Origin of the sequence: Micromonospora sp. NBC_01796 (assembly GCF_035917455.1) — a bacterium.
Taxonomy (GTDB): Bacteria; Actinomycetota; Actinomycetes; order Mycobacteriales; family Micromonosporaceae; genus Micromonospora_G.
In genome coordinates this window covers 6,657,338-6,682,659 of the sequence record NZ_CP109078.1, presented here as the reverse complement: position 1 = coordinate 6,682,659, position 25,322 = coordinate 6,657,338, and the positions used below count along the sequence as shown (strand labels likewise).

The 25,322-nt window shown below is 71.5% G+C and carries 22 protein-coding genes; 11 read left to right on the top strand and 11 right to left on the bottom strand.

The window, feature by feature from the left end; all coding sequences use genetic code 11:
- Positions 1-15: 15 nt before the first annotated feature.
- The gene (locus OIE47_RS29985) at positions 16-1,569 is read right to left on the bottom strand and encodes a S8 family serine peptidase (RefSeq protein WP_326557877.1); all 1,554 of its coding nucleotides are present in this window, start codon (positions 1,567-1,569) and stop codon (positions 16-18) included.
- Between the two features lie 89 nt (positions 1,570-1,658).
- A complete protein-coding gene (locus OIE47_RS29980; protein WP_326557876.1) occupies positions 1,659-3,032 on the bottom strand; it encodes a LysM peptidoglycan-binding domain-containing protein in 1,374 nt (457 codons plus the stop codon).
- Positions 3,033-3,369: 337 nt separating this feature from the next.
- Between OIE47_RS29980 and ligA the strand changes: the two genes are divergently transcribed.
- Positions 3,370-5,622 (top strand): NAD-dependent DNA ligase LigA, encoded by a 2,253-nt coding sequence (gene ligA / locus OIE47_RS29975; protein ID WP_326557875.1) that lies wholly within the window; start codon positions 3,370-3,372, stop codon positions 5,620-5,622.
- A 152-nt stretch (positions 5,623-5,774) separates the two neighbouring features.
- Positions 5,775-7,172: a serine hydrolase domain-containing protein gene (locus tag OIE47_RS29970; RefSeq protein ID WP_326557874.1), complete on the top strand. Its 1,398-nt coding sequence runs from the start codon at positions 5,775-5,777 to the stop codon at positions 7,170-7,172.
- Here the strand turns inward: OIE47_RS29970 and OIE47_RS29965 are convergent.
- The gene (locus tag OIE47_RS29965) at positions 7,165-7,848 is read right to left on the bottom strand and encodes an NAD(P)-dependent oxidoreductase (RefSeq protein ID WP_326557873.1); all 684 of its coding nucleotides are present in this window, start codon (positions 7,846-7,848) and stop codon (positions 7,165-7,167) included. The genes OIE47_RS29970 and OIE47_RS29965 overlap by 8 nt on opposite strands.
- Positions 7,849-7,940: 92 nt before the next feature.
- On the opposite strand from OIE47_RS29965, the gene OIE47_RS29960 reads away from it, so the two are divergent.
- Entirely contained in the window at positions 7,941-8,309 is a 369-nt protein-coding gene (locus tag OIE47_RS29960; RefSeq protein ID WP_326557872.1) for a winged helix-turn-helix transcriptional regulator, read from the top strand.
- A gap of 72 nt (positions 8,310-8,381) precedes the next feature.
- Here the strand turns inward: OIE47_RS29960 and OIE47_RS29955 are convergent, their stop codons facing one another.
- On the bottom strand, positions 8,382-10,013 hold the full coding sequence (locus OIE47_RS29955) for a SulP family inorganic anion transporter (RefSeq protein ID WP_326563280.1): 1,632 nt from the start codon (positions 10,011-10,013) through the stop codon (positions 8,382-8,384).
- Between the two features lie 74 nt (positions 10,014-10,087).
- The gene (locus OIE47_RS29950) at positions 10,088-10,453 is read right to left on the bottom strand and encodes an ArsR/SmtB family transcription factor (RefSeq protein ID WP_326557871.1); all 366 of its coding nucleotides are present in this window, start codon (positions 10,451-10,453) and stop codon (positions 10,088-10,090) included.
- 254 nt (positions 10,454-10,707) lie between these two features.
- On the opposite strand from OIE47_RS29950, the gene OIE47_RS29945 reads away from it, so the two are divergent.
- Genes OIE47_RS29945 through OIE47_RS29930 form a run of 4 tightly spaced genes read left to right on the top strand, consistent with a single transcriptional unit; the run spans position 10,708 to position 14,745 of the window.
- Complete coding sequence (locus OIE47_RS29945; protein WP_326557870.1) at positions 10,708-11,916, top strand: ABC transporter substrate-binding protein; 1,209 nt, start codon at positions 10,708-10,710, stop codon at positions 11,914-11,916.
- Positions 11,913-12,986, top strand: coding sequence for an ABC transporter ATP-binding protein (locus tag OIE47_RS29940; protein WP_326557869.1), 1,074 nt, complete (start codon positions 11,913-11,915; stop codon positions 12,984-12,986). Before OIE47_RS29945 ends, OIE47_RS29940 begins: the two co-directional genes overlap by 4 nt.
- Complete coding sequence (locus OIE47_RS29935) at positions 12,986-13,891, top strand: ABC transporter permease (protein ID WP_326557868.1); 906 nt, start codon at positions 12,986-12,988, stop codon at positions 13,889-13,891. Before OIE47_RS29940 ends, OIE47_RS29935 begins: the two co-directional genes overlap by 1 nt.
- Positions 13,891-14,745, top strand: coding sequence for an ABC transporter permease (locus OIE47_RS29930; RefSeq protein WP_326557867.1), 855 nt, complete (start codon positions 13,891-13,893; stop codon positions 14,743-14,745). Before OIE47_RS29935 ends, OIE47_RS29930 begins: the two co-directional genes overlap by 1 nt.
- Before the next feature lie 12 nt (positions 14,746-14,757).
- On the opposite strand, the gene aroQ is transcribed toward OIE47_RS29930, so the two are convergent.
- From aroQ to OIE47_RS29915, 3 genes are all read right to left on the bottom strand, one after another.
- Positions 14,758-15,375 (bottom strand): gamma subclass chorismate mutase AroQ, encoded by a 618-nt coding sequence (gene aroQ, locus OIE47_RS29925; RefSeq protein ID WP_326557866.1) that lies wholly within the window; start codon positions 15,373-15,375, stop codon positions 14,758-14,760.
- Positions 15,376-15,661: 286 nt separating this feature from the next.
- A complete protein-coding gene (locus tag OIE47_RS29920) occupies positions 15,662-17,167 on the bottom strand; it encodes an MFS transporter (protein ID WP_326557865.1) in 1,506 nt (501 codons plus the stop codon).
- Between the two features lie 117 nt (positions 17,168-17,284).
- A complete protein-coding gene (locus OIE47_RS29915; protein WP_326557864.1) occupies positions 17,285-17,980 on the bottom strand; it encodes a TetR/AcrR family transcriptional regulator in 696 nt (231 codons plus the stop codon).
- Positions 17,981-18,224: 244 nt separating this feature from the next.
- On the opposite strand from OIE47_RS29915, the gene OIE47_RS29910 reads away from it, so the two are divergent.
- The gene (locus OIE47_RS29910) at positions 18,225-18,896 is read left to right on the top strand and encodes a copper chaperone PCu(A)C (protein WP_326557863.1); all 672 of its coding nucleotides are present in this window, start codon (positions 18,225-18,227) and stop codon (positions 18,894-18,896) included.
- Positions 18,893-20,128, top strand: coding sequence for a Dyp-type peroxidase (locus OIE47_RS29905; protein ID WP_326557862.1), 1,236 nt, complete (start codon positions 18,893-18,895; stop codon positions 20,126-20,128). Before OIE47_RS29910 ends, OIE47_RS29905 begins: the two co-directional genes overlap by 4 nt.
- Positions 20,129-20,233: 105 nt before the next feature.
- Here the strand turns inward: OIE47_RS29905 and OIE47_RS29900 are convergent, their stop codons facing one another.
- A complete protein-coding gene (locus OIE47_RS29900) occupies positions 20,234-21,559 on the bottom strand; it encodes a hypothetical protein (RefSeq protein ID WP_326557861.1) in 1,326 nt (441 codons plus the stop codon).
- 269 nt (positions 21,560-21,828) lie between these two features.
- Between OIE47_RS29900 and OIE47_RS29895 the strand changes: the two genes are divergently transcribed.
- Positions 21,829-22,203, top strand: coding sequence for a hypothetical protein (locus OIE47_RS29895; RefSeq protein WP_326557860.1), 375 nt, complete (start codon positions 21,829-21,831; stop codon positions 22,201-22,203).
- A gap of 139 nt (positions 22,204-22,342) precedes the next feature.
- Here the strand turns inward: OIE47_RS29895 and OIE47_RS29890 are convergent, their stop codons facing one another.
- A complete protein-coding gene (locus OIE47_RS29890) occupies positions 22,343-22,729 on the bottom strand; it encodes a hypothetical protein (protein WP_326557859.1) in 387 nt (128 codons plus the stop codon).
- Positions 22,730-22,884: 155 nt separating this feature from the next.
- On the opposite strand from OIE47_RS29890, the gene OIE47_RS29885 reads away from it, so the two are divergent.
- The gene (locus OIE47_RS29885; RefSeq protein WP_326557858.1) at positions 22,885-24,039 is read left to right on the top strand and encodes a glycosyltransferase; all 1,155 of its coding nucleotides are present in this window, start codon (positions 22,885-22,887) and stop codon (positions 24,037-24,039) included.
- Here OIE47_RS29885 and OIE47_RS29880 read toward each other — a convergent pair.
- A complete protein-coding gene (locus OIE47_RS29880) occupies positions 24,029-25,261 on the bottom strand; it encodes a beta-ketoacyl-[acyl-carrier-protein] synthase family protein (RefSeq protein WP_326557857.1) in 1,233 nt (410 codons plus the stop codon). The two genes, OIE47_RS29885 and OIE47_RS29880, sit on opposite strands and share 11 nt — an antisense overlap.
- Between the last annotated feature and the right edge of the window lie 61 nt (positions 25,262-25,322).

The following is a 25,322-nucleotide window of genomic DNA, read 5'->3' as shown; positions in this document are numbered from 1 at the left end:
TCGGGTCTGTTCGCCCTACCGCTGGGATCCGGCGGCGCCGGAGGGAACGTCGACATCCTCGCCGGCGGTGGGGTCTCCGGTGGTCGTGGCGGTACGCCGGGCCCGCCGGGTCAGCACCACGGCGGCACCGGCCAGCAGCAGGACCAGTACCACCACCACGGTCACCCGTACCGGGCCCGGATCCCGGTCGTCGGGTGCCGCCGCGGCCGGTCGCCCTTCCTCCGCAAGTACGGCCGTCACGGCGGCGCCCGGATCGACCAGTCCCCAGCCGGTGCCGGGATCGGGCAGGCTCGCCCCGACCCCCTCGGCGGTGGTCCTGATCCGGTGGGCGACCTGCTCGGCGCTCAGGTTCGGGAAGGCGGACCGGACCAGCGCCACCGTGCCGGCCACGAACGCGACCGCGTACGGGGTGCCGCTGCCGGCGCTCGTACCCGTGACCGGGTCGACGTCGGGGGCGACCACCTGCACCGCCCCCGGCCGGTAGCCGGTGGCCGGTTGTCCATCGGCACCCAGTCCGCCGACCCGCAGGAGAGCCGTCTCCGGTCGGGTCGGCGACTCGGCCGTGGACCCGTCACCGACCGCCGCTCCGGCGACCACCACGACGTCGTGGCTCAGGGCGGACTCGACCGCCGCCGCCACCACCGGATCGTCGAGGGCGACATGGCCGCCGAGCGCGATCACACCGGCTCCGGCCGAGACCGCCACCTGGATTCCGGTCTCGACGTCGGTCGATCGCGCCTGTGGTGTCGTGGTGACCACCCGGACCGGCAGCACGGTGGCCGCCGGGGCCATCCCGCTCCCGCCCGCCGAGTCGGTGGCACGTCCGGCGATGATCCCGGCCATCGCGGTCCCCGAGCCGAGACAGTCCACGTCACCGCGTGCGCTGCCGGCGGTGATGTCGACACCGACCGCCACCCGTCCGGTCAGGCCCGCCCGGCCACCGTCCACCCCGGAGTCCACCACGGCGACCATGACCCCTTCGCCCTCCGTACGGGCCCACGCCGGGCCCGGATCCGGCCGCCGGTCGGTACGGTCCGGGCCGGTCGGGGCGGTGGTCACCGGACACTGCCCGGCCCCGGTCACGTCGCCCACGACCGGGGCGCCGACCGGGGTGCCGCCCACCGGTGGTGCCGTGACCGGGAAACCGGCCGACGGGTTCGGCGGCGCTCCGGTTCCCGGCCCGGCACCGGGTCCGGCGCCGAGCTGGGCTGCGGAGAGCAGGCCGTACCGGACCCCCTCCCCGGTCGCGTCCCAGGGCAGGACGAGCAACCAACCCGGCGGGAGCGGGCCGGGTTCGGTGAGCACACCGCCGTCGGCCTGCCGGCGTCCGGCGTTGAGGTCGAAGATGTCGTCGGCCCGTTCGGTGGTGCCGAGGAACCGGAACGAGATCCGCTCGAGGGTCTCGAACTCGCCCTGGTACGCGGAGGTCACCACGTAGTACTTCAGGTAGCTCTCCCCCGGAGCGGCGGGTGCCGCCAGGGCCTGCCCCGGCAGCGTCAGGACCACCGCGATCCCGAGGACGAGGGACCACCATCGCCGCCGGACCGAAGACCGCCGCTGCGCCGCCACCGGCACTCTCCTTCGCCTCGGGCGCGACCGCGCGCACCGTGCGCCGTCCGGCGCCCACGCCCGCACAACGGCAGTTCGGGCACTCCGGTTCAATCCCGTTCGCCGGGGACCGCCACCACGGTGGCAATTCCCGAGGTCGACGGCGGTGCCGCCTCGGACCCCGCAGACCCCGCATCGGTTGACGCCGGTGCCGTCCCGGGCCCACCGGACGGCGGGGCGGTCGGGCGTTCGACGGCCAGCAGTGACCAGCGGGCCCGGAGCACCTTCCCGACCAGCACGGGCACCAACAGCCCGTCGCTGGCGGCCAGCATGCCCCGGGCCGCCAGCAGGTCCGGCCCACGCAACCCGCCACTGATCACGATCCCCGGCCCGGCGGCGTCGTACGGCGCCGCCGGGAAGGTGTCGACCTGTCGACAGCCGGCCGGTACGTCGTCGCCGAGCACCCGACCGACGACGGTGACACCGATCCCCCGATCGAGGAGTTGCCCCACGATGGCGAGCGCCTGCCGCCCGGATGCCTCCGGTGTCCCGGTGATGGTCAGCAGATCCGGCGTCCGGGCCAGGTCCACCCAGAGCCATCGCTGCGCCTGCCGCCCCAGCACCACCGGCATGGTGGCGCCCGGCAACCGTTCACCGTCGGGCAGCCAGGCGTACGCCCCGAAGTCGCCCACCCGGCCGGCACCGATCAACCGGACCTCGACCCGGTCCGGCCCCTGCCCCAGTTCCGCCCGCAACTCCCCCGGCTCTCCCACCCGAACCCCACCCGCTTCCGTTGCCGCTCCCGTTCCGGCTTCTGCTTTCGGTGCCGGCGGTGTGGTCGCGGTGCTCGCCACGGTGACCGGGGGACGCCGCCGCTGCCGGATGACGGCCACCGCGACCGCGAGAAGCAGCACCATCAGCCCGAACGCACCGAGCCGGAGCAGGTAACCGGCGAAACTCGTACGGGTCCGGTCGCTGGCCGCCTCCGGCGCCGGTACGCGGACCGGTTCGGCGGCGCTCGCCGGAGCCCGGGCCGGTACGTCCGGAGGGGTGCCCACCTGCACGCCGGCTCCCTTGGCGTCCGGCGGCAACAGCAGGATCCACCCCGGCCGCAGGTCGAGCGGATCGGTCAGCCGGCCCCCGTCCGGCTGTGGCCGGTCCCGGTTCAGCTCGATGATCTCCCGGAACCGGTTGCCGTCACCGAGCGTCTGCACCGCGATCCCGTACAGGTACTCCTTCTGCCCAGCCGTCCCCGGCCCGACCACGTAATACCGGCCGCCCGGCGCCACCGATGGACTCGACCCGGCGGCCGGAGTCGGCTCGACCGGTGGGATCGGCTCGGCGGTGACGGTGGCCGCGTACGCCTTCGGGCTTCCGGTCAGTCCCGGAATCCCCAACGGTGCCACCAGCACCAGGCCGACGACCGCCCCCGCCGTACGGGCCGACGCCGACCGTCCGCACCGCCGTCCGGCGCCACCGCCCATCGTGGTCCTCTCCTCACCGACCCGCCCCGACCCCGTCCGGCAGCCCCGCTGCCGTCACCCGCTCCGGGACGGTTCCCCCTACTACGTACGTGCGCCGCGTCGGTTCACCCGACGCACCGGGTAGCCCCCGACCGGTACGCCGGACCGGGCCGCCGGCGCCGGTACGGGCCGGCATACCCGACCGAGCTGGGCCGACAGCGGGCGCTCGTACGTGTCGTACCCGGGCCTTAGGCTGGCCCAGCATCCACCGGGACGCCCAGGTCGGGCGTTGTCCGTGGGTGGGGCGAGCCGGTGCCGAGCCGCGGCACCGACCGACACGGGGAAGAGGTCCACGTCGATGGAGAGTTCCGGTGGCGACCAGATGGCCGAGCCGATCGACACCGCCACGCCGATCGACACCGCCACGCTGACCGACACCGTCGCACCGATCGACACCGTCGGACCGACCGATGCCGCCGAGCTGATCGATGCCGTCGATCCGATCGTCGACGCCGGCCACGCCGCGCCCTTCGACACGGTGGCCGACTACCACGCGGCGATCGAGGCGATCCGGGCCGCCGCGGTGACCTACTACAACGGCACCGACCTGGCGATGGACGACGCCAGCTACGACGCCCTGATGGCCCGGGTGAGCGCCACCGAGGCAGCCACGCCGCAGTGGCGGATCGACGACACACCGACCGGGTTGGTCGCCGCCGGGGTCGGGATCAACGGCGATGTCGAGCACACCGTGCCGATGCTGAGTCTGGACAACGTCTTCGGGGCCGACGAGTTGCGCACCTGGGGCACCAGGCTGGAGAAGCTGCTCGGCCGCCCGGCCTCCGGTCTCACGGTCGAGCCGAAGATCGACGGCCTCGCGGTCTCGGCCCGCTACCTGCACGGTCAGCTCAACCTCCTGGTCACCCGGGGTGACGGGCGCGCCGGTGAGGACGTCACCACCCAGGCGCGCCTGGTGGTGGGTCTGCCGCAGCGGCTGGCCGAGCCGGTCACCCTGGAGATCCGCGGTGAGGTCTTCATGACCGACGCCGACTTCGAGCGCGCCAACGAGCTGCGCACCGGGCACGGTGAGCCGGCGTTCGCCAATCCGCGCAGTGCCGCGGCCGGCAGCCTGCGGGCCCAGGACCGGGCGTACGAGGTGCCGTTGTCCTTCTACGCGTACGGCCTGGTGGGTGACGTGGGGGAAGGGGACCGGCGCCACTCCACCGAGATGGCGTACGTGGGCGCCCTCGGCGTCGCCACCACCGCCGGTTCGCCGGCCGGAATGCCGGTGTGCGACACGATCGAGGAGGCGCTGGCCGCGGTCGAGGTGCTCAACGAGCGGCGCGGGCAGCTCGGGTTCGCGGTCGACGGCGCGGTGATCAAGGCGGATGCCGCCGCCGATCGTGACCTGGCCGGGTTCTCCAGCCGGGCGCCCCGCTGGGGGATCGCCTACAAGTTCCCGGCCGACACCCGGACCACCACCCTGCTGCGGATCGAGGTGCAGGTCGGCCGTACCGGTCTGATCACCCCGGTCGCGGTGCTGGCGCCGGTCCAGGTCGGCGGGGTGGTGGTCACCTCGGCGACGTTGCACAACTTCGAGGATCTGGTCCGGCGCAACGTGCGCGCGGGCGACACCGTGTTCGTACGCCGGGCCGGTGAGGTGATCCCGGAGGTGACCGGGGCCAAGCTCGACGAGCGGCCGGCGGACTCGGTGCCGTTCGAGCCGCCGACGCACTGCCCGCGCTGCGGCGGGGAGATCGACCGGTCGCAGAAGCGGTGGCGGTGCACCCTGGGCCGGGCCTGCGGGGCGGCCGAGTCCCTGGCCTACTTCGCCGCCCGTGACTCGATGGACATCGAGGGCGTGGGCGACAAGATCATCAACGCGGTGGTGGCGGCCGGTCTGGTGACCGACCCGGCCGACCTCTACGACCTCGACGTCCCGACCCTGGCGAAGCTGGATCGGATGGGCGAGACCTCGGCGACGAAACTCGTGGCGAACCTCGAACGGTCCAAGGCCCAACCGCTGTCGCGGGTGCTGACCGGCCTCGGTGTCCGGATGACCGGCCGGTCGATGTCCCGGCGGCTGGCCCGGCACTTCGGCGAGATGGACGCGTTGCGCCGGGCCGGTGTCGAGCAACTCCAGGAGGTCGAGGGCGTCGGCCCGGAGCGGGCGGTCACCATCGCCGCCGAGCTGGCCGACCTCGCCCCGGTGATCGACAAGCTCGTCGCGCGGGGGGTCAACATGACCGAGCCCGGCAGTCCCGGCCGGGTCGCACCGGTGGAGTCCACCGACGCGTCCGGCCCGGAGTCGGCGGGGCCGGTTCTGCCGCTGCAACGGGCCGACGGCTCCCCGATGACGGTGGTCGTCACCGGCTCGGTGCCCGGTCTGTCCCGCAACGAGGGCAACGAGGCGGTCGAGCGGCTCGGCGGCAAGTCGTCGGGGTCGGTTTCCAAACGTACCGACCTGGTGGTGGTCGGCGAGGGTGCCGGGTCCAAGGCAACCAAGGCCGAGGAACTCGGCGTAAGGATCCTGCCCGCCGACCTTTTCGCACAGGCGCTCGCCGCCCACACCGAGGGCCGATCCGAGGACGCCACCCGCCTCCTCTCCTGACCACCTCCGCTTCCGGGATTCGCACTCTTGTCGAGAAAGAGTGCGAATCCCGCCGCCGGTAGCGACCCTTTCTCCGCAAGAGTGGCAATCGCCCGAACAACGGGGGCGACCCGGATCGCGGGAGTCGGATGGGTGGTGTCACTATCACGTTCATGCATGTCGCTCGCCGTACGCTCGCCCGTCGCACGCTGCTCGGAGCCGGGCTCGCCGCCGCCGGTGCGATCGTCGGCTGCGGTAAACCCGACGGCACCGGTAACGCCCCGGCCTGGACCGAATCGACCGATCCGGCCGGTGCCGTCAGCGCCACCGACGCGGCCGGCAACACGGCGAAGCTGGGCTCGGCACCGAGCGGTTCACCCGGCGCCACCGCCACCCCGGGCGCCACCGCCGGTACGGCGAACCAGGCCCCGTACGCCGCCGAGGTCACCAAGGTCCTCCAGCGCTACCTCCCCGCGACCCCACAGACCGTGCAACACGCAGGCTTCCCCGGCGCGGTCGCCCTCGTCCTGGTCAACGACAAGACCACCGTCCACACCGCCGTCGGCGAGGCACTGCGCTACAGCGCCGGCCCGAAACTCCTCCCGGCCGCCCAACGGGTACCGATGCGCCCCGACTCGATCTTCGACCTCGCCTCGGTCACCAAGGTCTACACCGCGATCCTGCTCCTCCAACAGGTCGACAAGGGCAAGGTCAACCTCGACGCCCCCGTCGCCGAATACCTCCCCGAGTTCACCGGCACCGGCAAGAACGCGGTCACCGTCGCCATGCTCCTCACCCACACCGGCGGCCTACCCGTCGGCGCCAAGGTCACCGGCCTGCCCGACAACACCGCCCGGTGGAACGCCGTCATGACCACCCCACTCGTCTCCGGCGCCAACCCCGGCGACACCTTCCGCTACTCCAGCGTCGGCCTCATGCTCGCCGGGAAGATCGTGGAAAAGGTCACCGGGCAGCGCCTCGACCAGGCACTCAAGACCAACCTCACCGGCCCACTCGGCCTGCGCGACACCGGCTTCACCCCCAACGGCTGGCTGTCCGCCGACGCGAAGAAGACCCGCCTCGTCGCCACCGACGCCCGCTCCTCCCGTGGCCTGTTGCGCGGCATCGTCCACGACGACGTCGCCAACCACCTCGGCGGAATCGCCGGCCACGCCGGCATCTTCGCCACCGCCACCGACCTCGCCGCGATCGGACAACTACTCCTCGGCGGCGGCACCTACCAGGGCAAACGCATCCTCGCCGAGGCCACGGTCCGCAAGATGTTGGAGAACGCCAACGGCGGCAAACCCGCCATCGACCCCGAACGCCCGAACCGCACCTCCGCACACGGCCTCGGCGTCGTACTCAACCAACCCTGGTTCATGGGCCGACTCTCCAGCGCCCGCACCTTCGGCCACACCGGATTCGCCGGACCGTCCCTGGTCGTCGACCCGAACCGCAAACTCGTCCTTGCCCTGCTCACCAACCGCGCCCACCCCAACTGGTCCTGGGCCAACCCCGACCCCACCCGCGCCGCCGTGGCCGACACCCTCGCCAAATCGGTCAACTAGCGGTGTTGTAGACGGAGACGCGGGTGCGGTGGTGGCGGGGTGTCCCGATCTCGTCGAGCACCGCCACCGCGAGGTCGGCGTAGGAGAGCCACGCGGACTCCGACGGCGGCACGGCGTCACCTCCCACCCGGTAGCGGCCGGTCCGGGGGCTGTCCGCGGACAGCATCGCGGGCGGGGTGAGCATCACCCAGTCGAGCGCTCCTCCGGTCGTACGCAGCCGGTCCAGCCCATCCGTGTGGGCCCGGGCGAACGGTCGGAGGGTGGCGGGGAACAGTGCGGGGTCGTCCATCACCGGACGCCCGTCGACCCCGTCGAGGTTGGCGAACAGACCGATGACCACGAGTCGGGACACGCCGGCTTCGGCCATCCCCTGTCGCAGGGCGTCGGCCGCCCGGACGAAGAACTGGCCGTCGAAGCGGTCGAGTCGGGCCAACGCCTCCGGTCCGGACGCCGGCGAGACCGCGTGGACCACGGCGTCGTGGTCACGTGTGATCAGGGCAACCGCGCGTACGTCGGTGACGTCACCGCGCAGCACCCGGACCCCGTCGGCCGACAGGTGTCGGAACCGCTCCGGATCCCTCACCACCGCGGTCACCCGGTGCCCACGGTCGCGCGCCTCCCTGGTCACCGCTCGGCCGGCTCGGCCGCCGGCTCCGAAGATGGCAATGTCGCTCATGATTGCGTCCCGCCTCCGGTTGTCGGTTCCACAACGGAGACGGTATCCACGGGATACTGGTTACTTCAAAGGTACCGGGATAGGGTCCGGAGATGGCCCAGCCGTTGGACGCGGACATGTTCGACCCGATGTGTCCGAGCGGTGCGCTGCCCTTCCAGATCGGCGACAAGTGGACCGGAATGGTGGTGCTCTGTCTGGAGCACGGTCGGCGGCGGTTCAGCGAGATCCGGGTTCCCCTGCGCGCGGTCACCCCGAAGGTACTCACCCAGACCCTGCGGGCGATGGAACGCGACGGCCTGGTGACCCGCACCGCGTACGACGAGAATCCGCCCCGGGTGGAGTACGATCTGACCCCGCTCGGGCGTAGCCTCCTGACGCTCATCGACGCCGCCCGCACCTGGAGCCGGCAACACCTGCCCGAGTTGCTCGAAGCACGCGCGGCCCACGAGGCCGAGCGCTGACTCGGAGCGGCGCACGAGGCCGAGCGCTGATCCGGAGCGGCGCACGAGGCCGAGCGCTGATCCGGCGGTCGGTCAGGCCGTTCCCGGTCCGGCCTGCCCGGTCGGCAGCAGGACGCCGGTGTGGTGCAGGTGCACCCGAGCGGCGGCGATCGCCTCCGGCGTACCCGGGAAGACCCTGCCCTCGGCGCGGAGCCGGTCGAGTACGCCGACCGCGCCGAGTGCCTGCTCGTGTCCGGCGGCCACGCCGGAGAGGTGGACGACGATCCCCCGGTGTTCGAGCCGTTCGATCGCGTCCCGGAGTACGAGCGCACCGGTGCCGTCGATCGTCGACACCCTCGACATCCGCAGGATGATCACCCGTACGTCGGCCACCTCGGTCAGTTCGAGCAGGAACCGGTGGGCGGCGACGAAGAACAGCGGTCCGTCGATCCGGTACGCGACGATGTGCTCGCGCAGCAGCGCCTGCTCCTCGACGTGGTGGTCGGCGATGTCGAGCGGGACCTCCTCCAGTCGGGCGGCCCGGGCGATCTGGCGCAGCGCCAGGGCACCGGCGACGACGAGCCCGATCCCGACGGCGGCGATCAGGTCCAGTGCGAGGGTGGCGGTCGCGGTCAGCACCAGGACGAGCGCGTCGGCCCGGGTGGATCGGGCGAGTACGGCCAGTGCGCTGACCTCGACCATCCGGATCGCGGTGGCCAGCAGGACCCCGGCCAGCGCGGCCAGCGGGATGTGGGCCACCAGCGGGGCGGCCGCCAGCAGGATCAGTGCCAGCACGATGGCGTGGGACAGGGCGGCGAGCCGCGACTGGGCCCCGGAACGGACGTTGACCGCCGTACGCGCCATCGCCGCCGTCGCGGGTACGCCACCGAACAGGGGCGTGACCAGGTTCGCCACCCCCTGGCCGAAGAGTTCCCGGTCCGGGTCGTGGCGCTGGTTGACGGTCATGCCGTCGGCGACCGTGGCCGACATCAGGCTCTCCAGCGCGGCCAGCGCCGCGACGGCCAGGGCGGCGGTGAGCAGTGACGGGACGGCGGCCGGGTCGAGGAAACCCAGCGAGGGTGTGGGCAGTGTGGCCGGCAGGGCGCCGACCCGGCCGACCCCGAGGTGCGCCAGTTGCGCGACCAGTGTGGCCGCCCCGACCGCGAGCAGCGAGAACGGCCACGTCGGCCGCCAGTGGGCGCCGGCGAGCATCACCACCGCCACCCCGGTCGCCAGGATCAGCGCGGGCCACTGGGGTTGGCCGGCGAAGTCGCGGACGGCCCGCCCGGCGACCGCGACGACGCTCTCCCCCGCCGGTGTCGACACTCCCAGGGCGGCGGGCACCTGCTGGAGGAAGATGACCGCGGCGATGCCGACGGTGAAGCCCTCCACCACCGGCGCCGGTACGTGGCGCACGTACCGGCCGGCACGGAGCAGGGCCAGCGCCACCAGGATGAGGCCGGCGAGCAGCCCGACGGTGAGCACGCCTCCGGGCCCGTGTTGGGCCACGATCGGCACCAGCACGACGGTCATCGCGCCGGTGGGTCCGGAGACCTGGAGGTTGGATCCGCCGAACAGCGCGGCGAGGATTCCGGCCACGATCGCGGTGGCCAGGCCGGCGGCGGCACCGACTCCGGAGGAGACGCCGAATCCGAGGGCCAGTGGCAGGGCGACCACCGCGACGGTGAGTCCGGCGACGAGGTCACGTCGGGGTTGCCGGCGCATCAGGGTGAGGTCCGCCCCGGTGGGCAGGAGGTCCCGTACCCTGTGCCAGGTCGATCCGGCGATCGTGGCGACGCTCACCGCCGTGCCGTGACCGGGTCGTCGTCGCTGCTGCTTTCCGGTTCGCGCAACGAGTCCAGCAGTTCGGCCTGGTTGGTGATCATCTCGGTGAGGAAGCGGCGGGCCGCCCGCATCAGCTCCGCGACGTCCGGCCCGGCGAGGGCGTAGATGACCGCCGACCCCTCGCGTCGGGAGGTCACGATCCCCGCCCGCCGCAGTACCGACAGTTGTTGGGAGAGGCTGGACGCCTCGATGTCCACATCGGCCAGCAGGTCCCGTACGGCCATCGGACCGTCGCCGAGGAGTTCCAGCACCCGGATGCGCACCGGGTGTCCGAGCGTACGGAAGAACTCCGCCTTGCGCTGGTACAGCGGAACGGTCACGTCTCCTCCGTCGACTCGATCACTCACGCAATTGAAGACCTCTTCATGTCATCAGTCCAGCATCTTCGGCCAACGGTGAGCCATCACACTCTCCGATCACCCGGCAGTCCGGAACTTTCGGTAGACCCGCCAAGGTCCCCCGGGCTCCCGGCCACAGCTCCCGTCGCCCACGTGCAGACCTTGACCTCAGACTTCGATGTGTTTAGATTTCCCTTCCGGAACACTTCCGATAGGTTTCGCCCGGAAGGACGCCCATGCGCCTCACCCGAAGCCGTCTCGCCGCCGCCTGCCTGCTGACCGCGTCCCTGCTCACCGCCTGCGGGGCGCCGGAGTCCGCGGCGCCGGAGTCCGCCGGCGGTACGGTGCCCGCCAGGCCCGCGTCCCCGGTTGTCCTGAACGTGCTGGACGTGGCCGGGAACCTCCAGCTCACCCAGTCGATGATCGACGAGTTCGTGGCGAAGAACCCGGACGTGGTGTCGAAGGTGACGTACTCGAAGTCGCCCTCACCGGAGCTGGTCGGCAAGATCAGGGCCCAGCAGAACGCCAACCGGGTCGACATCGACCTGGTGCTGACCGGCGTGGACGGCCTGGCCGCCGGCATCGAGCAGCAACTGTGGACCCCGCTGCTCCCGGCGTACGCGAACCGGCTGCCCGGGATGGCGAACTACCTGCCCGGTGCGGCGGCGATGCAGCAGCTTGCCGGCGACTCCGGGGTCACCGTCACGTACTACCCGTCCGGGCCGCTGATCGAGTACCTGCCCGCGAAGGTGCCGAACCCGCCGAAGACCGCGGCCGACCTGCTGGCGTACGCGAAGGCGAACCCCGGCGCGGTGCAGTACGCCCGCCCGTCGAACTCGGGACCCGGCCGTACCTTCCTGATGGGGCTGCCGTACCTGCTGGGCGACAGCGACCCGAAGGACCCGGTCCGGGGATGGGACAGGACCTGGGCCTACCTCGCCGAACTGAACCGGCACGTGACCCTCTACCCGTCCGGGACCAGCGAGACGATGAAGAACCTGGCCAACGGATCCGCGAAGATCATCGTCAGCACCACCGGCTGGGACATCAACCCGAGGGTGCTCGGCACCGTGCCGGCCGAGGCGAGGATCGGCACCCTGGACGGCTTCCACTGGGTCGCCGACGCCCACTACGCGGTCGTACCCAAGGGGGTGTCGACCGACAAGCAGGCCGCGGTGCTCAACCTGCTCGACTGGATGCTGACCCCGAACCAGCAGGCCAAGGCGTACGACAACGGCTACTTCTACCCCGGCCCGGCGGTGAAGGACGTGACCCTGTCGATGGCGCCGGAGGCCAGCCGAAAGGCGATCGAGCAGTACGGCCGCCCGGAGTACGAGCAGCTCATCGCCGCCCACCCGGTGGAGGTCCCGCTCGGTGCCAAGGCCCTGGTCGAGGCGTTCGGCAGATGGGACCGCGAGATCGGCGGCGCGAAGGTGGGGAAGTGAGCTTCACCCGGATCCGGCTCGACGGCGTCTCGCGCAGCTTCGGCCGCCACGAGGCCCTGACCGGGTTGGACCTGACCGTCGAACGCGGCGAGTTCATCGCCCTGCTCGGCCCCTCCGGGTGCGGCAAGTCGACCGCGCTGAACTGCCTCGCCGGGCTGCTGCCGCTGACCAGGGGCAGCATCTGGTCCGACGAGACCCGGCTGGACACGTTGCCGCCGGAGGGGCGCGGGTTCGGCATGGTGTTCCAGAACTACGCCCTGTTCCCGCACCTGTCGGTCCGCCGGAACGTGGCGTTCGGGTTGCAGATGCGCCGCCTGCCGAGGGCCGAGGTACGTCGCCGTACCGAGGAGGCGATCCGGCTGGTCCAGCTCGAGGAACACGCCGGCAAGCTGCCCGGACAGCTCTCCGGCGGGCAACAGCAGCGGGTGGCGATCGCCCGTGCCGTGGTGCTGGAACCCGCGCTGGTGCTGATGGACGAGCCACTGTCGAATCTGGACGCCAAACTGCGCCTGGAGATGCGGACCGAGATCCGGCGGCTGCACCAGTCGCTCGGCCTGACCACCGTGTACGTCACCCACGACCAGGAGGAGGCGCTCTCCCTGGCGGACCGGCTGGTGGTGCTGCGGGCGGGACGGGTGCAGCAGATCGGGCCGCCGGAGGAGCTGCACACCCGGCCGGCGAACCGGCACGTCGCCGACTTCATGGGCTACCGCAACCTGCTGCCGATGCGGGCCACACGAAAGCACGGCAGCACCCAGTTCGTGGTGGAGGGCGAGGGTCTGCGCCTGGTGGGGACCCCGGTCGGCCCGGTCGAGGCCGGCGCGGCGGTGATCGCCGCCATCCGGCCCGAGGACCTGCGGATCGCCGACGTACCGGGGACCGGGCTGCTCGCCACCGTGCAGGTGGTGGAGTACCAGGGCCGCGAGGTGGCGGTGCAGGCGCGTACCGAGGCGGGGCTCACCCTCAATCTGCGTACGTCGCACCGGCCGGTCCTCGGCGAGCAGGTGGAACTGGTCGTCGCTCCGGCCCGCCTGCTGGTCTTTCCGGCCGACGAACCGCAGGCCCCGTGATGACCCCGAAGGATCAGAACCCGACGGTACGCGTGGCGCTGCGCCACCGGTTGGCCGAGCGGGGCGTCGACCGGCAACTGCTGCTGCTCGCCCCGGCGGCCCTGTTCGTCCTGGTGTTGTTCGTCTACCCGTTCCTCTACGGCGTCGGGCTGTCCTTCCAACCGGCGCGGGGCGGGGTGTTCGGGGCGTACCGGGAGTTCTTCGCCGACCCGTACCAGCGGGACACGATCTGGATCACACTGCGGCTGTCGCTGCCGGCGGCGCTGCTCAACGTGGCCGCGTCGGTGCCTATCGCGTACCGGATGCGGGGGCGGTTCCGGGGCAAGCGGCTGCTGACGACGGTCCTGGTCGTGCCGATCACGCTCGGGACGGTGCTGACCGCGCAGGGCCTGCTCAACTTCCTCGGCCCGACCGGCTGGTTCAACCGGCTCCTGCTCGCCACCGGCCTGACCGACGACCCGGTACGCCTCACCTACAACTACTGGGGTGTCTTCTTCTCCATCGTCATCACCGGGTTCCCGTTCGCGTTCCTGCTGGTGCTGTCGTACCTGTCGGGGATCGACCCGGCGTTGGAACGGGCCGCCGCGACCCTCGGCGCCGGCTGGGTGCAGCGGTTCCGCCGGATCACCCTGCCGCTGCTGGCACCGGGGTTGGCGACCACGTTCTGCCTGACCTTCGTGCTGGCGTTCAGCGTCTTCCCGTCGGCGGTCCTGGTCGGCGATCCGGCCGGCGAGACCCGGGTGATCTCGATCGCCGCGTACGAGGCCGCGTACCTGCGGTACGACTACCCGATGGCAGCGACCATCGCGGTGTTGATGGGCGTGGTCGAACTGCTGGTCATCGCGGCGGTGCTCGGCTGGCGGTCGCTGCTCTACACCGGCTCGACCGCCGGAGGGAAGGGCTGATGGCGACAACCGGAGGCAGCACCCGCCGACGCTTCGTCGCCAGCCCCGGGGCCTGGCTGGTCTGGGGCGCGGTGGTCTTCTTCTTCGTCAACCTGGCCGGGGTGATCGGCTCGGTGCTGGTCAACTCGTTCGGCACCCGCTGGTTCGACACCTGGCTGCCACAGGGCTTCACCACCACCTGGTACGGCACCGCCTGGCGGGAGTTCGGGCTGCTGCCCGTCCTGGTGGTGACCCTGGAGGTGTCCCTGCTGGTGGTCGGCATCTCGGTGCTGATCGGGGTGCCGGCCGCGTACGTGCTGGCCCGCCGCTCGTTTCCCGGTCGGCGACTGCTCTACCTGCTGTTCCTGCTGCCGATCCTGATGCCGCCGATCACCTACGGCATCCCGCTGGCGACGGTCCTCTACAAGTACGGCTTCGCCGGCCACCTCTCCGGCGTGGTCCTGGCGAACCTGGTGCCGTCGGTGCCGTTCGTCATCCTGACCATGACCCCGTTCATCGAGCAGATCGACCCGGCGATCGAACGGGCGGCGCGGATGTGCGGTGCCCGTACCGGTCAGGTTTTTGTCCGGATCCTCGCTCCCCTGCTGACGCCCGGCATCCTGGCCGCCTCGATCCTGGTCCTGGTCCGGACGGTCGGGATGTTCGAACTGACCTTCCTCACCGCCGGACCGGACTCGCAGACGCTGGTGGTGGCCCTGTACTACTCGATGTCGGCGGCCGGCATCCGGGCACAGCAGTCGGTCGACGCGATGGCGGTCATCTACACCTCGATGATGTTGGTCCTGCTGGTGGTGGCGCTGCGGTTCGTCAACCCCACCCAACTCGTCGCCCGGGTACGCGAGGACATCGACTGACCGGTGTCGCACTCACGACGGCGGCGATCCCTGCGGCCCGTACGCCGGCAGTGAGCGCAGGGCCAGGAGCAGGGCGTCACGATGCAGCCCGTCCAGTTGCCGATCGGCCGCCGCAGGACCGGCATCGGCGGGTCGGCCGGTGCCCCTGATGGTCAGGAGCAGTTCGCGCAACATGTGCACGGTCATCCGGTCCAGTTGCGGGCGTACGTCTTTCGCCAGATCCGGCCGTTCTCGGGGACCGTACTCCGGATATGCCCGCCATTGGGCGTGCAGCGCGCGTTGCACCATTTTGCTGGCCTCTAGCTGGTCCCGGAAGAAACGAACACCGACAGCGGGTTTCAGTCCGATCGCCTCGGCCACGTCGGCCACCTCGTCGAGAACTCTCTGCTCCCGTACCGGATCGTCGATCGGTTGACCGGTGGCGAACTTCGCCGCGGCGACCCGGTCCGCGAGGAGTAGCCGCCGCGCGGCAAGATCGGCCAGCCCCACCCGCGTGTCCCCCGCCGCTGACCTGCGGTCGGAGCCCCGACGACGGGTGAGGATCTTCGGTACGGCGGCGACAACGGTCGATCCGCCGAGGACGAGAACGGGAATCGCCGGGAATCGGACGAGAGCGAGATGAGCGAGCATGGGACTCTTCCACGAGCGGAGCGGACGTACCTCGACGATTGTTCGCTGTATTCCTGTGTACGCATTCAGGTTCGGTGGGCCCAGCCTCCTCCGGCGAGACCAACACCTCTTCGCATTCCGGGGACACCCGAGGGGTCCCGAGACAAACACGAAGCAGCGGCGGGGCGGGTTCAAAGCCTCCCGCCCTCGGCTATGACGCAGGCTGGCGGCCCTGCCTCTCGGCAGGGCCGCCAGCCTGTTGTGTCCGGGCACCTTCAGGACGCAGACACCGTCCGTCGGTCGCCGGTCAGTGCATCATCACCGGTACGGGGACGTCCCCCGCGGTCTCGTCGTCGCTGGCACCGGATCCGCTGGTCACGGCTCCGCCGTCCTGACGTCCGGTGTTGACGAAGGTGAACACGATCACCGCGGCGAGGGCCATCAGGCCGACCGCCCACCAGATCGCGGTGGCGTACCCGTGCACGGCCGCCTCGTTGATCAGCGCCGGGTTGCCGCCCCGGTCGAGCAACCACGCCGCGGTGGCGCTGGCCGCGACGGTGTTCAGCAGCGCGGTGCCGATCGAGCCGCCGACCTGCTGCGACGTGTTGATCATCGCGGAGGCGACACCCGCGTCACGCGGCTCGACACCGTAGGTGGCCAGGCTCATGGCCGGCATGAACGCCGTACCCATGCCCAGGCCGAGCAGGACCAGACCCGGCAGGATCAGGCCGCCGTACGAGCTGTCCACCTTCATCTGGGTCAGGATCAGCAGGCCGATCGCGGCGACCAGGAAGCCCGGACCCATCAGCAGCCGGGGCGCGACCCGGTTCATCAGCCGGGCGCCGATCTGGGTCGAACCGGTGATCATGCCGACGATCATCGGCAGGAACGCCACGCCGGTGACGACCGGCGACCATCCCTTGACCACCTGGAGGTAGTAGGTGAGGAAGAGGAACAGGCCGAACATGCCGATCACCGCGATGCCCAGCGCGGAGTAGACGCCGGCCCGGTTGCGCTCGGTGAGTACCCGCAGCGGCAGGAGCGGGTGCGCGACCCGCGACTCGACCAGTACGAACGCCGCCAGCAACACGGCAGCCGCGACGAACGAGCCCAGGGTCCAGGCGGCGGTCCAGCCGTCGGACTCGGCCCGGGTGAAGCCGTAGACCAGCGAGACCAGACCGGTGGTGGAGAGCACCACGCCGGGGATGTCCAGCCGGTTGCGGTTACGGGCACCCGGTACGTCGTGGATCACCAGGTACGCACCCGCGGCGGCGATCAGCGCGATCGGGATGTTGACGAACAACGCCCAGCGCCAGTTCAGGTACTCGGTGAGGACACCGCCGAGGATCAGCCCGAGGGCGCCACCACCACCCGCGATCGCACCGAACACACCGAACGCCTTGGCGCGTTCCTTGGCCTCGGTGAAGGTGACCGCCAGCAGCGACAACGCGGCCGGGGCGAGCATCGCGCCGAAGACACCCTGCAGGGCACGAGCACCCAGCAGCATGCCGGTGTTGGCCGCGATACCGCCGATGGCCGAGGCGGCGGCGAAGCCGATCAGACCGATGGTGAAGATCCGCTTCCGGCCGGCGATGTCGGCGAGCCGGCCGCCGAACAGCAGCAGACCACCGAAGGCGAGCGTGTAGGCGGTGATGACCCACTGCCGGTTGCCGTCGGAGATACCCAGGTCGTGCTGGGCCGCCGGCAGGGCGATGTTCACCACGGTCGCATCCAGCACGACCATCAACTGAGCCAACGAGATGAATATCAGCGCTGTCCAGCGCCTCGGATTGGCTTCTACTTCTGTGGACATGAAGGTCCCCGCAATTTTCGCAAATATGGATGGAAACGGCAGCCTGTGGACGCAGGCCACCCGGATGTGGCGGTGATGGTGTTTGGTTTGTCGGCGCCGTGGGTCAGCGCCGGTCGGTCAGCGCGCTCCCCGCTCGGCGGAAGGGTCGGCTCCACGCTGAGCCGGACCGCACGCTGCCTGTCGTAGGTCGGCCAGGGTGACCGTGCACCCCGGCAGTACGGAACGCTGCGGTGCGCGCAGCCCGTCGAGCAGGATCTCCAGGTGGCGGTGGGCGAACCGATCGAGGGTCGCCCGCCCGGTACCGGGCATCGGTCGGGTGAGCTGGACGATCGGGACGATCACGTCGCCGATGGCCACGTCGGGACGCAACTGGCCGGACTCACGTGCCCGGCGCAGGATGGCCTCCAACGCGTCCTCCATCCGCTCCCGCTGTACGTTCAACTCGGGATCGGCGGGGTCCAGCCAGTCGGAGAAAACCGGACACAGCCCCCCGATCAGCAGCTCCGCCGATATGTGCACGAACCGCCGGAGCGCCTCGAACGGGTCTGGTTCCTCCGTCAGTGCCCGGTCCGCCTGGTCGGTCAGACCGGACATCAGGGTCAGAACCACTACCCGGATCAGTTCCCGCCGGTTGGCGAAATGCCGATAGAGGGTGGCGTTACCCACCCCCGCCCGCTGCGCGATCTCGTCCAGCGGCACATCGGCGCCCCGCTCGACAAAAAGCTCGCCGGCAGCGGCGATGATCCGGTCGAAGTTCCGGGACGCGTCGGCTCGCTGCCGGGGCAACCGCTGTTGTACGGCAGTACCAGCCACGTCGACGCTCCTCACTGAAACCGGGGAGATCTTCCCCGCTTCGTACGAAGAGTCAAACGGGGAGACCCTCCCCGGTTATTTCTTCACCCTCTGTGACCTGCGTCCCGACATCGATCAGACCTGCTGGTCCGGCCACCGCTTCCCCGGCGGGGCGGCACGACACAGGGAGAGCGTCGAGCCGGGCACGATGCCGGGAACTCCACGAGGGGTGGCAACGACCAACAGGGCGAACGGAACACCCCAGATGAACACGAAGGCCGAGGAACAGATGAGCACTGCCGCGTCGCCAGTCCCACGACGGCGTCCCGCACTCCTGACCATCGCCAGCGCCGCCGTGGCGGCTCTGGCCCTGATCGGCACGGCGGCGGGGTGCGGCGGCAGCGAACCGTCCGGTACCGGCCAGGCCAGCCCGAGTGCTTCGTCGACCACCGGCGCGTTCAACCTCCGTGACCCGTGGGTCAAGGCGGCCGACTCGGGGATGACGGCGGCGTTCGGCACCCTGGTCAACGACGGCGACACCGACGTCACCGTGGTGAGCGCCGTGTCGTCGGTGTCGCCGATGGAACTGCACGAGATGGCGATGAAAGACGGCAAGATGGTGATGCAGCCCAAGACCGGCGGCTTTGTGATCAAGGCTAAGGGCACCCATGTGCTGGAACCCAGCGGCGACCACCTGATGTTGATGAACCTGGTGAAGCCGGTCAAGCCCGGCGACGAGGTCATCTTCACGTTGACCTTCGCGGATGGCCGCACCGCCGAGTTCGCCGCGATCGTGAAGCCGTTCGCCGGCGCCGGGGAGAGCTACGACCCGAGCACCGGCATGAACATGAGCCCCGGCGCCAGTCCAGCCACCGGCATGAACATGAGCCCCACCGCCAGCCCCGGCGCGGGCATGAGCATGAGCCCGCCGGCATGACGGACCGGTCCACGTACCGTCCGGTGAGCAGGCGGCGTCTGCTCACCGGCGGGTCCGTCGCGGTGGGTGGGATCCTCGCCGGAGCGGGTACGGTCGCCGCCGTCCACGCCACCGACGCCGCGCCGCCGGCCGCGTCGCCCGTTCCGGCCGTCGAGATCGGTACGGCGGTGGAGCCCTTCCACGGCGCCCGGCAGGCCGGCATCGCCACGGACCCGCAGTCGCACGCCGCGTTTGTCGGCCTCACCCTGAAACCGGGCACCGACCGGGCGGCCCTGGTCCGGCTGATGCGCCTGCTCTCCGACGACGCCGCCCGGCTGACCCGGGGTGAGCCGGCCCTGGGCGACACCGAACGGGAACTGGCCGTGCTCCCCGCCCGGCTCACCATCACGTTCGGATTCGGACCGGGCCTGTACGCCGCCGCCCGGCTCGACGACCGGCGCCCCCCGTCCGTCGCCGACCTGCCGCCGTTCCCCATCGACCGGCTGCTGCCGGCCTGGTCCGGTGGTGACCTGCTGCTCCAGATCTGCGCCGACGACCCGCTCACCGTCGCCCACGCCCAGCGGATGTTGATCAAGGACGCCCGCCCGTTCGGGGCCGTGCGCTGGGTCCAGCAGGGGTTCCGTCGCGGCGCGGGTGTCCAGGCCGAGCCGCAGACCCAGCGCAACATCCTCGGCCAACTCGACGGCACCGCCAACCCGAAGATGGCCACCGGTGCCCTGGACCGGGCGGTATGGGTGCCCGAGGGGCCGGCCTGGCTGCGCGACGGCACCACCCTGGTCCTGCGGCGGATCCGGGCCGAGTTGGAGACGTGGGACCTGCTCGGACGGGCCGACAAGGAACTCGCCGTCGGTCGGCGCCTGGACACCGGTGCGCCGCTGAGCGGGACCGCCGAACACGACCTGCCCGACTTCGCCGTCACCGACGCCACCGGGTTGCCCGCGATTCCCGACTTCTCCCACATCAGCCGCGCCCACGTCACCGAGGATCGGCTGCGCATCCTGCGCCGGCCGTACAACTACGACGGTGTGCCGAACCCGGACGGGCATCCGGACACCGGGTTGATCTTCGCGTCGTACCAGGCGGACATCGAGCGGCAGTTCCTGCCGATCCAACGCCGCCTCGCCGAACTGGACCTGCTCAACGAGTGGACGACGCCGATCGGCTCGGCGGTCTTCGCCATCCCGCCCGGCTGCTCCCCGGACGGTTGGGTCGGCGAACAGTTGCTCGGCTGACCGCGCGACCGACGGGGACCGGCCGACGCTGACCGGCCGACGCTGACCGGCCGACGCTGACCGGCCGACGCGGTACGGCTGACGCTGACCCGCCTGCCCGAACCGTCAGGCGAAGAGCAGCAGCAGGCCGGTCACCGTGTACCCGACCATCAGCACCAGCAGTGGGACCTGCGCTCGGGTCGCCTCGGCCGGTGGGAACAGTCCGAGGGCCCGGTCGTGGGCGAGCAGGGTGCCCAGGAGGTGGCCGAGCACGATCACGGTGATCTGGAGGTTCGCGACCCCGGAGGGGGTGACGAGGTCCGTACGGACCGGCCAGTTGGCGGTGCCGAGCAGGTTCGCGCCGGTGTCGAGCGGGTCGGAGAGCAGGGCGATGGTCCGCTGACCCTCCAGGATCAGCAGCGAGTGGTAGTGGGCGACGAGGTAGGCGACGGCGATCGGGACGACGGAGTGCACCAGTTCCCCGGGCGTACCCGTCCGGTCGGTGTGCCCGCGTCGGGCGGCGGCACGGGTCGCGGCGGCGTACGCGAGGGCGACCGCGCCGATGACGCCGACCAGTCCCACGGTGCCGGTTACCGGCGCGGGCAGTCCGTTGCCCTGCTGGAAACGAAGCCAGAACGGGGCGTTGGAGACACTGTCGTACATGGTGGAGCCGAGCAGCACCACCACCGTGGCGACCAGGCCGGGGGCCGGGGCGAGCGAGGCGATGCCGTCGAGCGGGTTGCGCCACACCAGTGCCCCGTCGCCCCGGCGACCGATGATCGCGAGCCGGCCGGCCAGCGCGCTGAGCACCTCGAACGCGTCGCCCCGGTCGAACCACCCGGCTCCGTACAGCACGGCACCGGCGAGCATCGCGACCAGGTACGCGGCCAGCCATCCGCCGATGACGGGCAGGGTGGCCCGCCCCGGCGCGACCAGTTCCAGCCAGACGAACGCCAGTAGGCCGACGGCAGCGGGTCGGTACCCGAGCCGGGGCGGCAGCGGCCGGAGCCCGGTCGCCGGGTCGCGGCGCAGGGCGAGCGCGGCGAGCAGGTGCAGGGTGCGTACCGGGTTCAGGGCGCGCCACACCGGCCCGAACAGCAGCGACAGCGGCACCAGCCCCACCCAGAAGAGCACGTGGACCGCGCCTGCGGTCGGGTTCTGCGGGGTGTCCGGGCCGGCGAGCAGTCCGACGCCGAACCAGCCGGCGAGAGCGAGGCCGAGCAGGCGTACGCCCCACGCCCCACCGGCGGAGTCGACCAGACGGGCCAGTGGTACGGGCACCGGCCGACCGGCCGTGTCGGCGGTGTCGAGCAGGGGGCGGCGCCAGTGGGTGCCCAGGGCGAGGAACGTGACGACCAGTGCGAGCACGGCGCCGACGACCAGCTCGGTGAGCGAGATGGGCAGGTCCTGGCGGCCACCCACCCCGTGCGCCAGCACCGGCGGTCCGGGCATCACCGGGTGACGGGTCGGCGGGTCACGGGGTCCGACCCGTGCGTCTCGCTCTGCGGTCCATCGGCTGCTCCTCCGAAAGGGACAGTGGGCGGTTGACGGGCCTCCCGGAGAAGTAGTCGCCGGACGATGCCAAAGAGTTCCATCAATGGCCGCAACTCCCCCGCACGGGTGTCCGGAGCGGCAGATGACGCGATGCGCCTATCTGCGCACCGATCCCCTGCCTACCGTGATGACTATCCGTGACTTCGCGGTCGCACTGGGAGGTTGTCATGCGTCGAATTGGGATCGTGGCCGGACTGGTGATCGCGGGGCTGTTGGTGGCATCACCAGCTCAGGCGTTCGCGCACAACGCGGTACACAACACGTACCTGCACTCGGTGCTGGACGCACTGACCCTGATCGCGGTCACCGCTCCGCTGTGGACCGCGTACGCCTGGGGCCGTGCCCGGCGTGGCCTGCTGGTGGCCCTGGTCGCGGTCGTCCAGGTGCCGGTGGCGATCATCGGGTTTGTACCGATCGACAACCCGGTGATCCACCTGGCGGCATTCGCCACCGCCCTGGCCCTGACCGCCGGCTCGCTCTGGGCGGTCCGCCGCACCGCATCGGTGCCCCGGCCGGAACCGGTCGCCGGGGCAGCCGGCTGACCTGGCCGGCGACGGAAGCTCGGCATCGAAGTCGTAGATCTTGACGACGTCCGGGTGGTGCAGCACGACGGGACGACGGGACGACGGGACGACGGGACGACGGGACGACGGGACCGGCCGGGGGAACCCGGAGGCCGGATCATCCGGCCGGAACCGGTGCCGTCGTCCCTCCCGCGATCCAGTTCCCGGACGGGGTCTGGACCTCGAACCCGGCCACCGGCGCCTCCGGCCGCTCCCGGACCACCCGCACCGTCGGGCAGCCCTCGGTCGGCGGGTGCCATCGACCGTCGGCGCCCCGGACCGCCGAGGCCCGGCAGTGCTCCTCGTCGGCGTACCCCCAGGCCATCAGCAGTTCCCGGCCGGCGTACCAGTAACGGCCGACGGTGGCGGTGCGACCGTCCTCGTCGCGGTGGTAGAACCGCGCCACCAGACCGGGTACGGCCACACCCTCGAACTCCGCGTCGCGCTCACTGCGCTGCAGCCGGTACAGGGTGAGGTCCGGCAGGGTCACACGGTCGGTCTCCATGAGCAAAGGATTGTCGGCCGCCGGCCCGCGCCAGGCGGGTTTGCCGGCCCCCGCAACCCGTGTCCACCGCACGGGTGACCCGGGCGGTGGTCGGGACTCGCGAGCCAGGGTGTTCTGAGCGATTTGGGATATTTCATACTGATAGCGTCTGCCGAATGGAAGAGTTGGCCGCCGTTGCCGATCCGATGACCGGACGCCGGGTGGCGCCGCTACGGGTATGCCTGATCATCTGCCAACTGGGCCTTGGCGGCGCCGAGAAACAACTGGTCCTGCTCGCCGAAGGGCTCAGCCGGCTCGGCGTGGAGGTGTCCGTCGTGGTGCTGACCGGGGCGGGACCTCGGGAGGACGCGCTCCGGGTGGCGGGGGTTCCGGTCGTACATCTCGGGTTGCGACAGCCCGGCGGATGGCGGGCGGTACCGCCCCTGCTCGCAACGTGGGGGCGACTCGTCCGCCAGCTGCGCCGGTCACGGCCCGACGTGGTGCACGCGTTCCTGTTCAACAGCTACGTGCTGGGAGCACCAGCCGCCCGGCTGGCGCGGGTCCCGGTTTTTGTCGCCGGGCGTCGCAGCCTGGACGACTTCAAACGCGGGCGACGCTGGGTGCTGGCGGTCGAGCGCATCTCCGCCCGGATGACCCACCTGCTGGTGGCCAACGCGCACGCGGTCGCCGATCGGGTTCGTGAGACCGAACGCGTACCGGCGGGCGGGCTCGCGGTGATCTACAACGGGCTACCGCCGGCCGCGTTCGCCGGGGCCGAGCCGACCCCACTCGACAGCGCCCACCCGGTGGTCCTGTGTGTGGCGAACCTCAGGGGCCTGAAGGGCCACAAGCACCTGATCGACGCCGCCGCACTGCTGCGTGACCGGGGCCTGACCTGCACACTCGCGCTGGTCGGAGACGGTCCCGAGCGCGACGCCCTGCGGCGCCACGCCGCCCTGACCGGGATCGACGCGCGTCTGCTCGGCGCGCGACTGGACATGGACGGCCTGTTGGCCCGCGCCGATGTGGTGGCGCTGCCGTCGATGACGGAGGGGATGAGCAATGCGGTGATGGAGGCGATGGCGGCCGGGCGGGCGGTCGTCGCCTCCGCGGTGGGCGGAATCCCCGAACTGCTCGCGGAGGGGCGCGGCCTGCTGGTACGCCCCGGCGACCCGGTCGGCCTGGCCAACGCCCTGGAACGGCTGCTGCGCGACCGGGCGTACGCCGAGTCCGTCGGCCGGGCGGCACGGGACTGGAGCCGGGTGCACCTGGCCGCCGACCTGATGGTGCACCGCCACCTCGCTCTCTACGACACGCTGGTCAGGCGGTGAAGAGCAGGGAGACGTTCTGGCCGCCGAAGCCGAAGGAGTTGCAGAGGGCCGCGTCGAGCTGCTGCTCGCGGGGCTTGTCGGTGACCACGTCCAGGTGGACCTCGGGGGCCTTCTGTTCGAGGTTGAGGGTGGGCGGGATGACGTTGTTGACCACCGACAGCAGGGTGATGATGCCCTCGACCGCACCGGCGGCGCCGACCAGGTGACCGAGGCTGGACTTGGGCGCGGTGAGCACGACGTCGTCCCCGAGGGCCTGCTCGATGGCGGCGGCCTCGCCGATGTCTCCGACGACGGTGGACGTGGCGTGACAGTTGACATGCTTGACGTCGGCGGGCTGGAGGCCCGCGCTGGCCACGGCCGTACGGATCGCCCGGATCTGTCCTGCGCCGGTCGGGTCCGGGCCGGTGATGTGGTGGGCGTCGGAGGTGATGCCGTAGCCGGCCAGCCGCCCGAGTACGCGGGCGCCCCGCCCGGCCGCGAAGTCCGCCCGTTCCAGGATCATCACCCCGGCGCCCTCGCCGAGCACGAAGCCGTCCCGGTCGACGTCGAACGGCCGGGAGGCGCGCTCCGGGTCGTCGTTGCGCTTGGACAACGTACGGGCCTGGGCGAATCCGGCGATGGTCAGCGGGGCGATGGCGGCCTCGGCTCCACCGGCGATGACCACGTCGGCCTCGCCTGCGCGGATGAGTCGGGCGGCGAGGGCGAGGGCCTCGGCTCCGGAGGCGCAGGCGGAGACCGGGGCGTACACGCCTGCGCGGGCGCCGTACTCCAGGCTGACCCAGGCGGCGGGGCCGTTCGGCATCAGCATGGGCACGGTGAGCGGGGAGATCCGGCTCGGGCCCTTCTCCTCGAGCAGGTCGTCCTGGCCGAGCAGGGTGGTGAGGCCGCCGACCCCGGTGCCGATCACCACCGCGAGGCGGACCGGGTCGACCTCGGGCGCCCCGGCGTCGTCCCATGCCTGCCGGGCGGCGACGAGCGCGGCCTGCTGGCAGCGGTCCATCCGGCGGGCCTGCACCCGGGGCAGGACGTCGGCCGGGGAGACGGCCATCGGCGCCGCGATCTTCGTGGGCAGGTCGTCGGCGTACGCGAACGACGCCATCAGGTCGTCGATTCGGCGTACGCCGGAGCGCCCGACGAGCATGCCCTGCCACAGCGAGTCGACGTCCCCGCCGAGCGGCGTGGTCGCGCCGAGCCCGGTGACGACAACGTCGTGGGCGTTCATGCTGGCCTCCTGGCGGGGTGCGTGGATTCGGGGCTTGCCATCTCCTAGTTGTATCGCATAC

Bases quoted from the DNA above. Each gene is read 5' to 3' on its own strand.
- OIE47_RS29980 (WP_326557876.1), bottom strand. From the start codon at position 3,032: ATGGGCGGTGGCGCCGGACGGCGGTGCGGACGGTCGGCGTCGGCCCGT.
- ligA (WP_326557875.1), top strand. From the start codon at position 3,370: ATGGAGAGTTCCGGTGGCGACCAGATGGCCGAGCCGATCGACACCGCC.
- OIE47_RS29970 (WP_326557874.1), top strand. From the start codon at position 5,775: ATGCATGTCGCTCGCCGTACGCTCGCCCGTCGCACGCTGCTCGGAGCC.
- OIE47_RS29965 (WP_326557873.1), bottom strand. From the start codon at position 7,848: ATGAGCGACATTGCCATCTTCGGAGCCGGCGGCCGAGCCGGCCGAGCG.
- OIE47_RS29960 (WP_326557872.1), top strand. From the start codon at position 7,941: ATGGCCCAGCCGTTGGACGCGGACATGTTCGACCCGATGTGTCCGAGC.
- OIE47_RS29955 (WP_326563280.1), bottom strand. From the start codon at position 10,013: ATGCGCCGGCAACCCCGACGTGACCTCGTCGCCGGACTCACCGTCGCG.
- OIE47_RS29945 (WP_326557870.1), top strand. From the start codon at position 10,708: ATGCGCCTCACCCGAAGCCGTCTCGCCGCCGCCTGCCTGCTGACCGCG.
- OIE47_RS29935 (WP_326557868.1), top strand. From the start codon at position 12,986: ATGACCCCGAAGGATCAGAACCCGACGGTACGCGTGGCGCTGCGCCAC.
- OIE47_RS29930 (WP_326557867.1), top strand. From the start codon at position 13,891: ATGGCGACAACCGGAGGCAGCACCCGCCGACGCTTCGTCGCCAGCCCC.
- aroQ (WP_326557866.1), bottom strand. From the start codon at position 15,375: ATGCTCGCTCATCTCGCTCTCGTCCGATTCCCGGCGATTCCCGTTCTC.
- OIE47_RS29920 (WP_326557865.1), bottom strand. From the start codon at position 17,167: ATGTCCACAGAAGTAGAAGCCAATCCGAGGCGCTGGACAGCGCTGATA.
- OIE47_RS29910 (WP_326557863.1), top strand. From the start codon at position 18,225: ATGAACACGAAGGCCGAGGAACAGATGAGCACTGCCGCGTCGCCAGTC.
- OIE47_RS29905 (WP_326557862.1), top strand. From the start codon at position 18,893: ATGACGGACCGGTCCACGTACCGTCCGGTGAGCAGGCGGCGTCTGCTC.
- OIE47_RS29900 (WP_326557861.1), bottom strand. From the start codon at position 21,559: ATGCCCGGACCGCCGGTGCTGGCGCACGGGGTGGGTGGCCGCCAGGAC.
- OIE47_RS29895 (WP_326557860.1), top strand. From the start codon at position 21,829: ATGCGTCGAATTGGGATCGTGGCCGGACTGGTGATCGCGGGGCTGTTG.
- OIE47_RS29890 (WP_326557859.1), bottom strand. From the start codon at position 22,729: ATGGAGACCGACCGTGTGACCCTGCCGGACCTCACCCTGTACCGGCTG.
- OIE47_RS29885 (WP_326557858.1), top strand. From the start codon at position 22,885: ATGGAAGAGTTGGCCGCCGTTGCCGATCCGATGACCGGACGCCGGGTG.
- OIE47_RS29880 (WP_326557857.1), bottom strand. From the start codon at position 25,261: ATGAACGCCCACGACGTTGTCGTCACCGGGCTCGGCGCGACCACGCCG.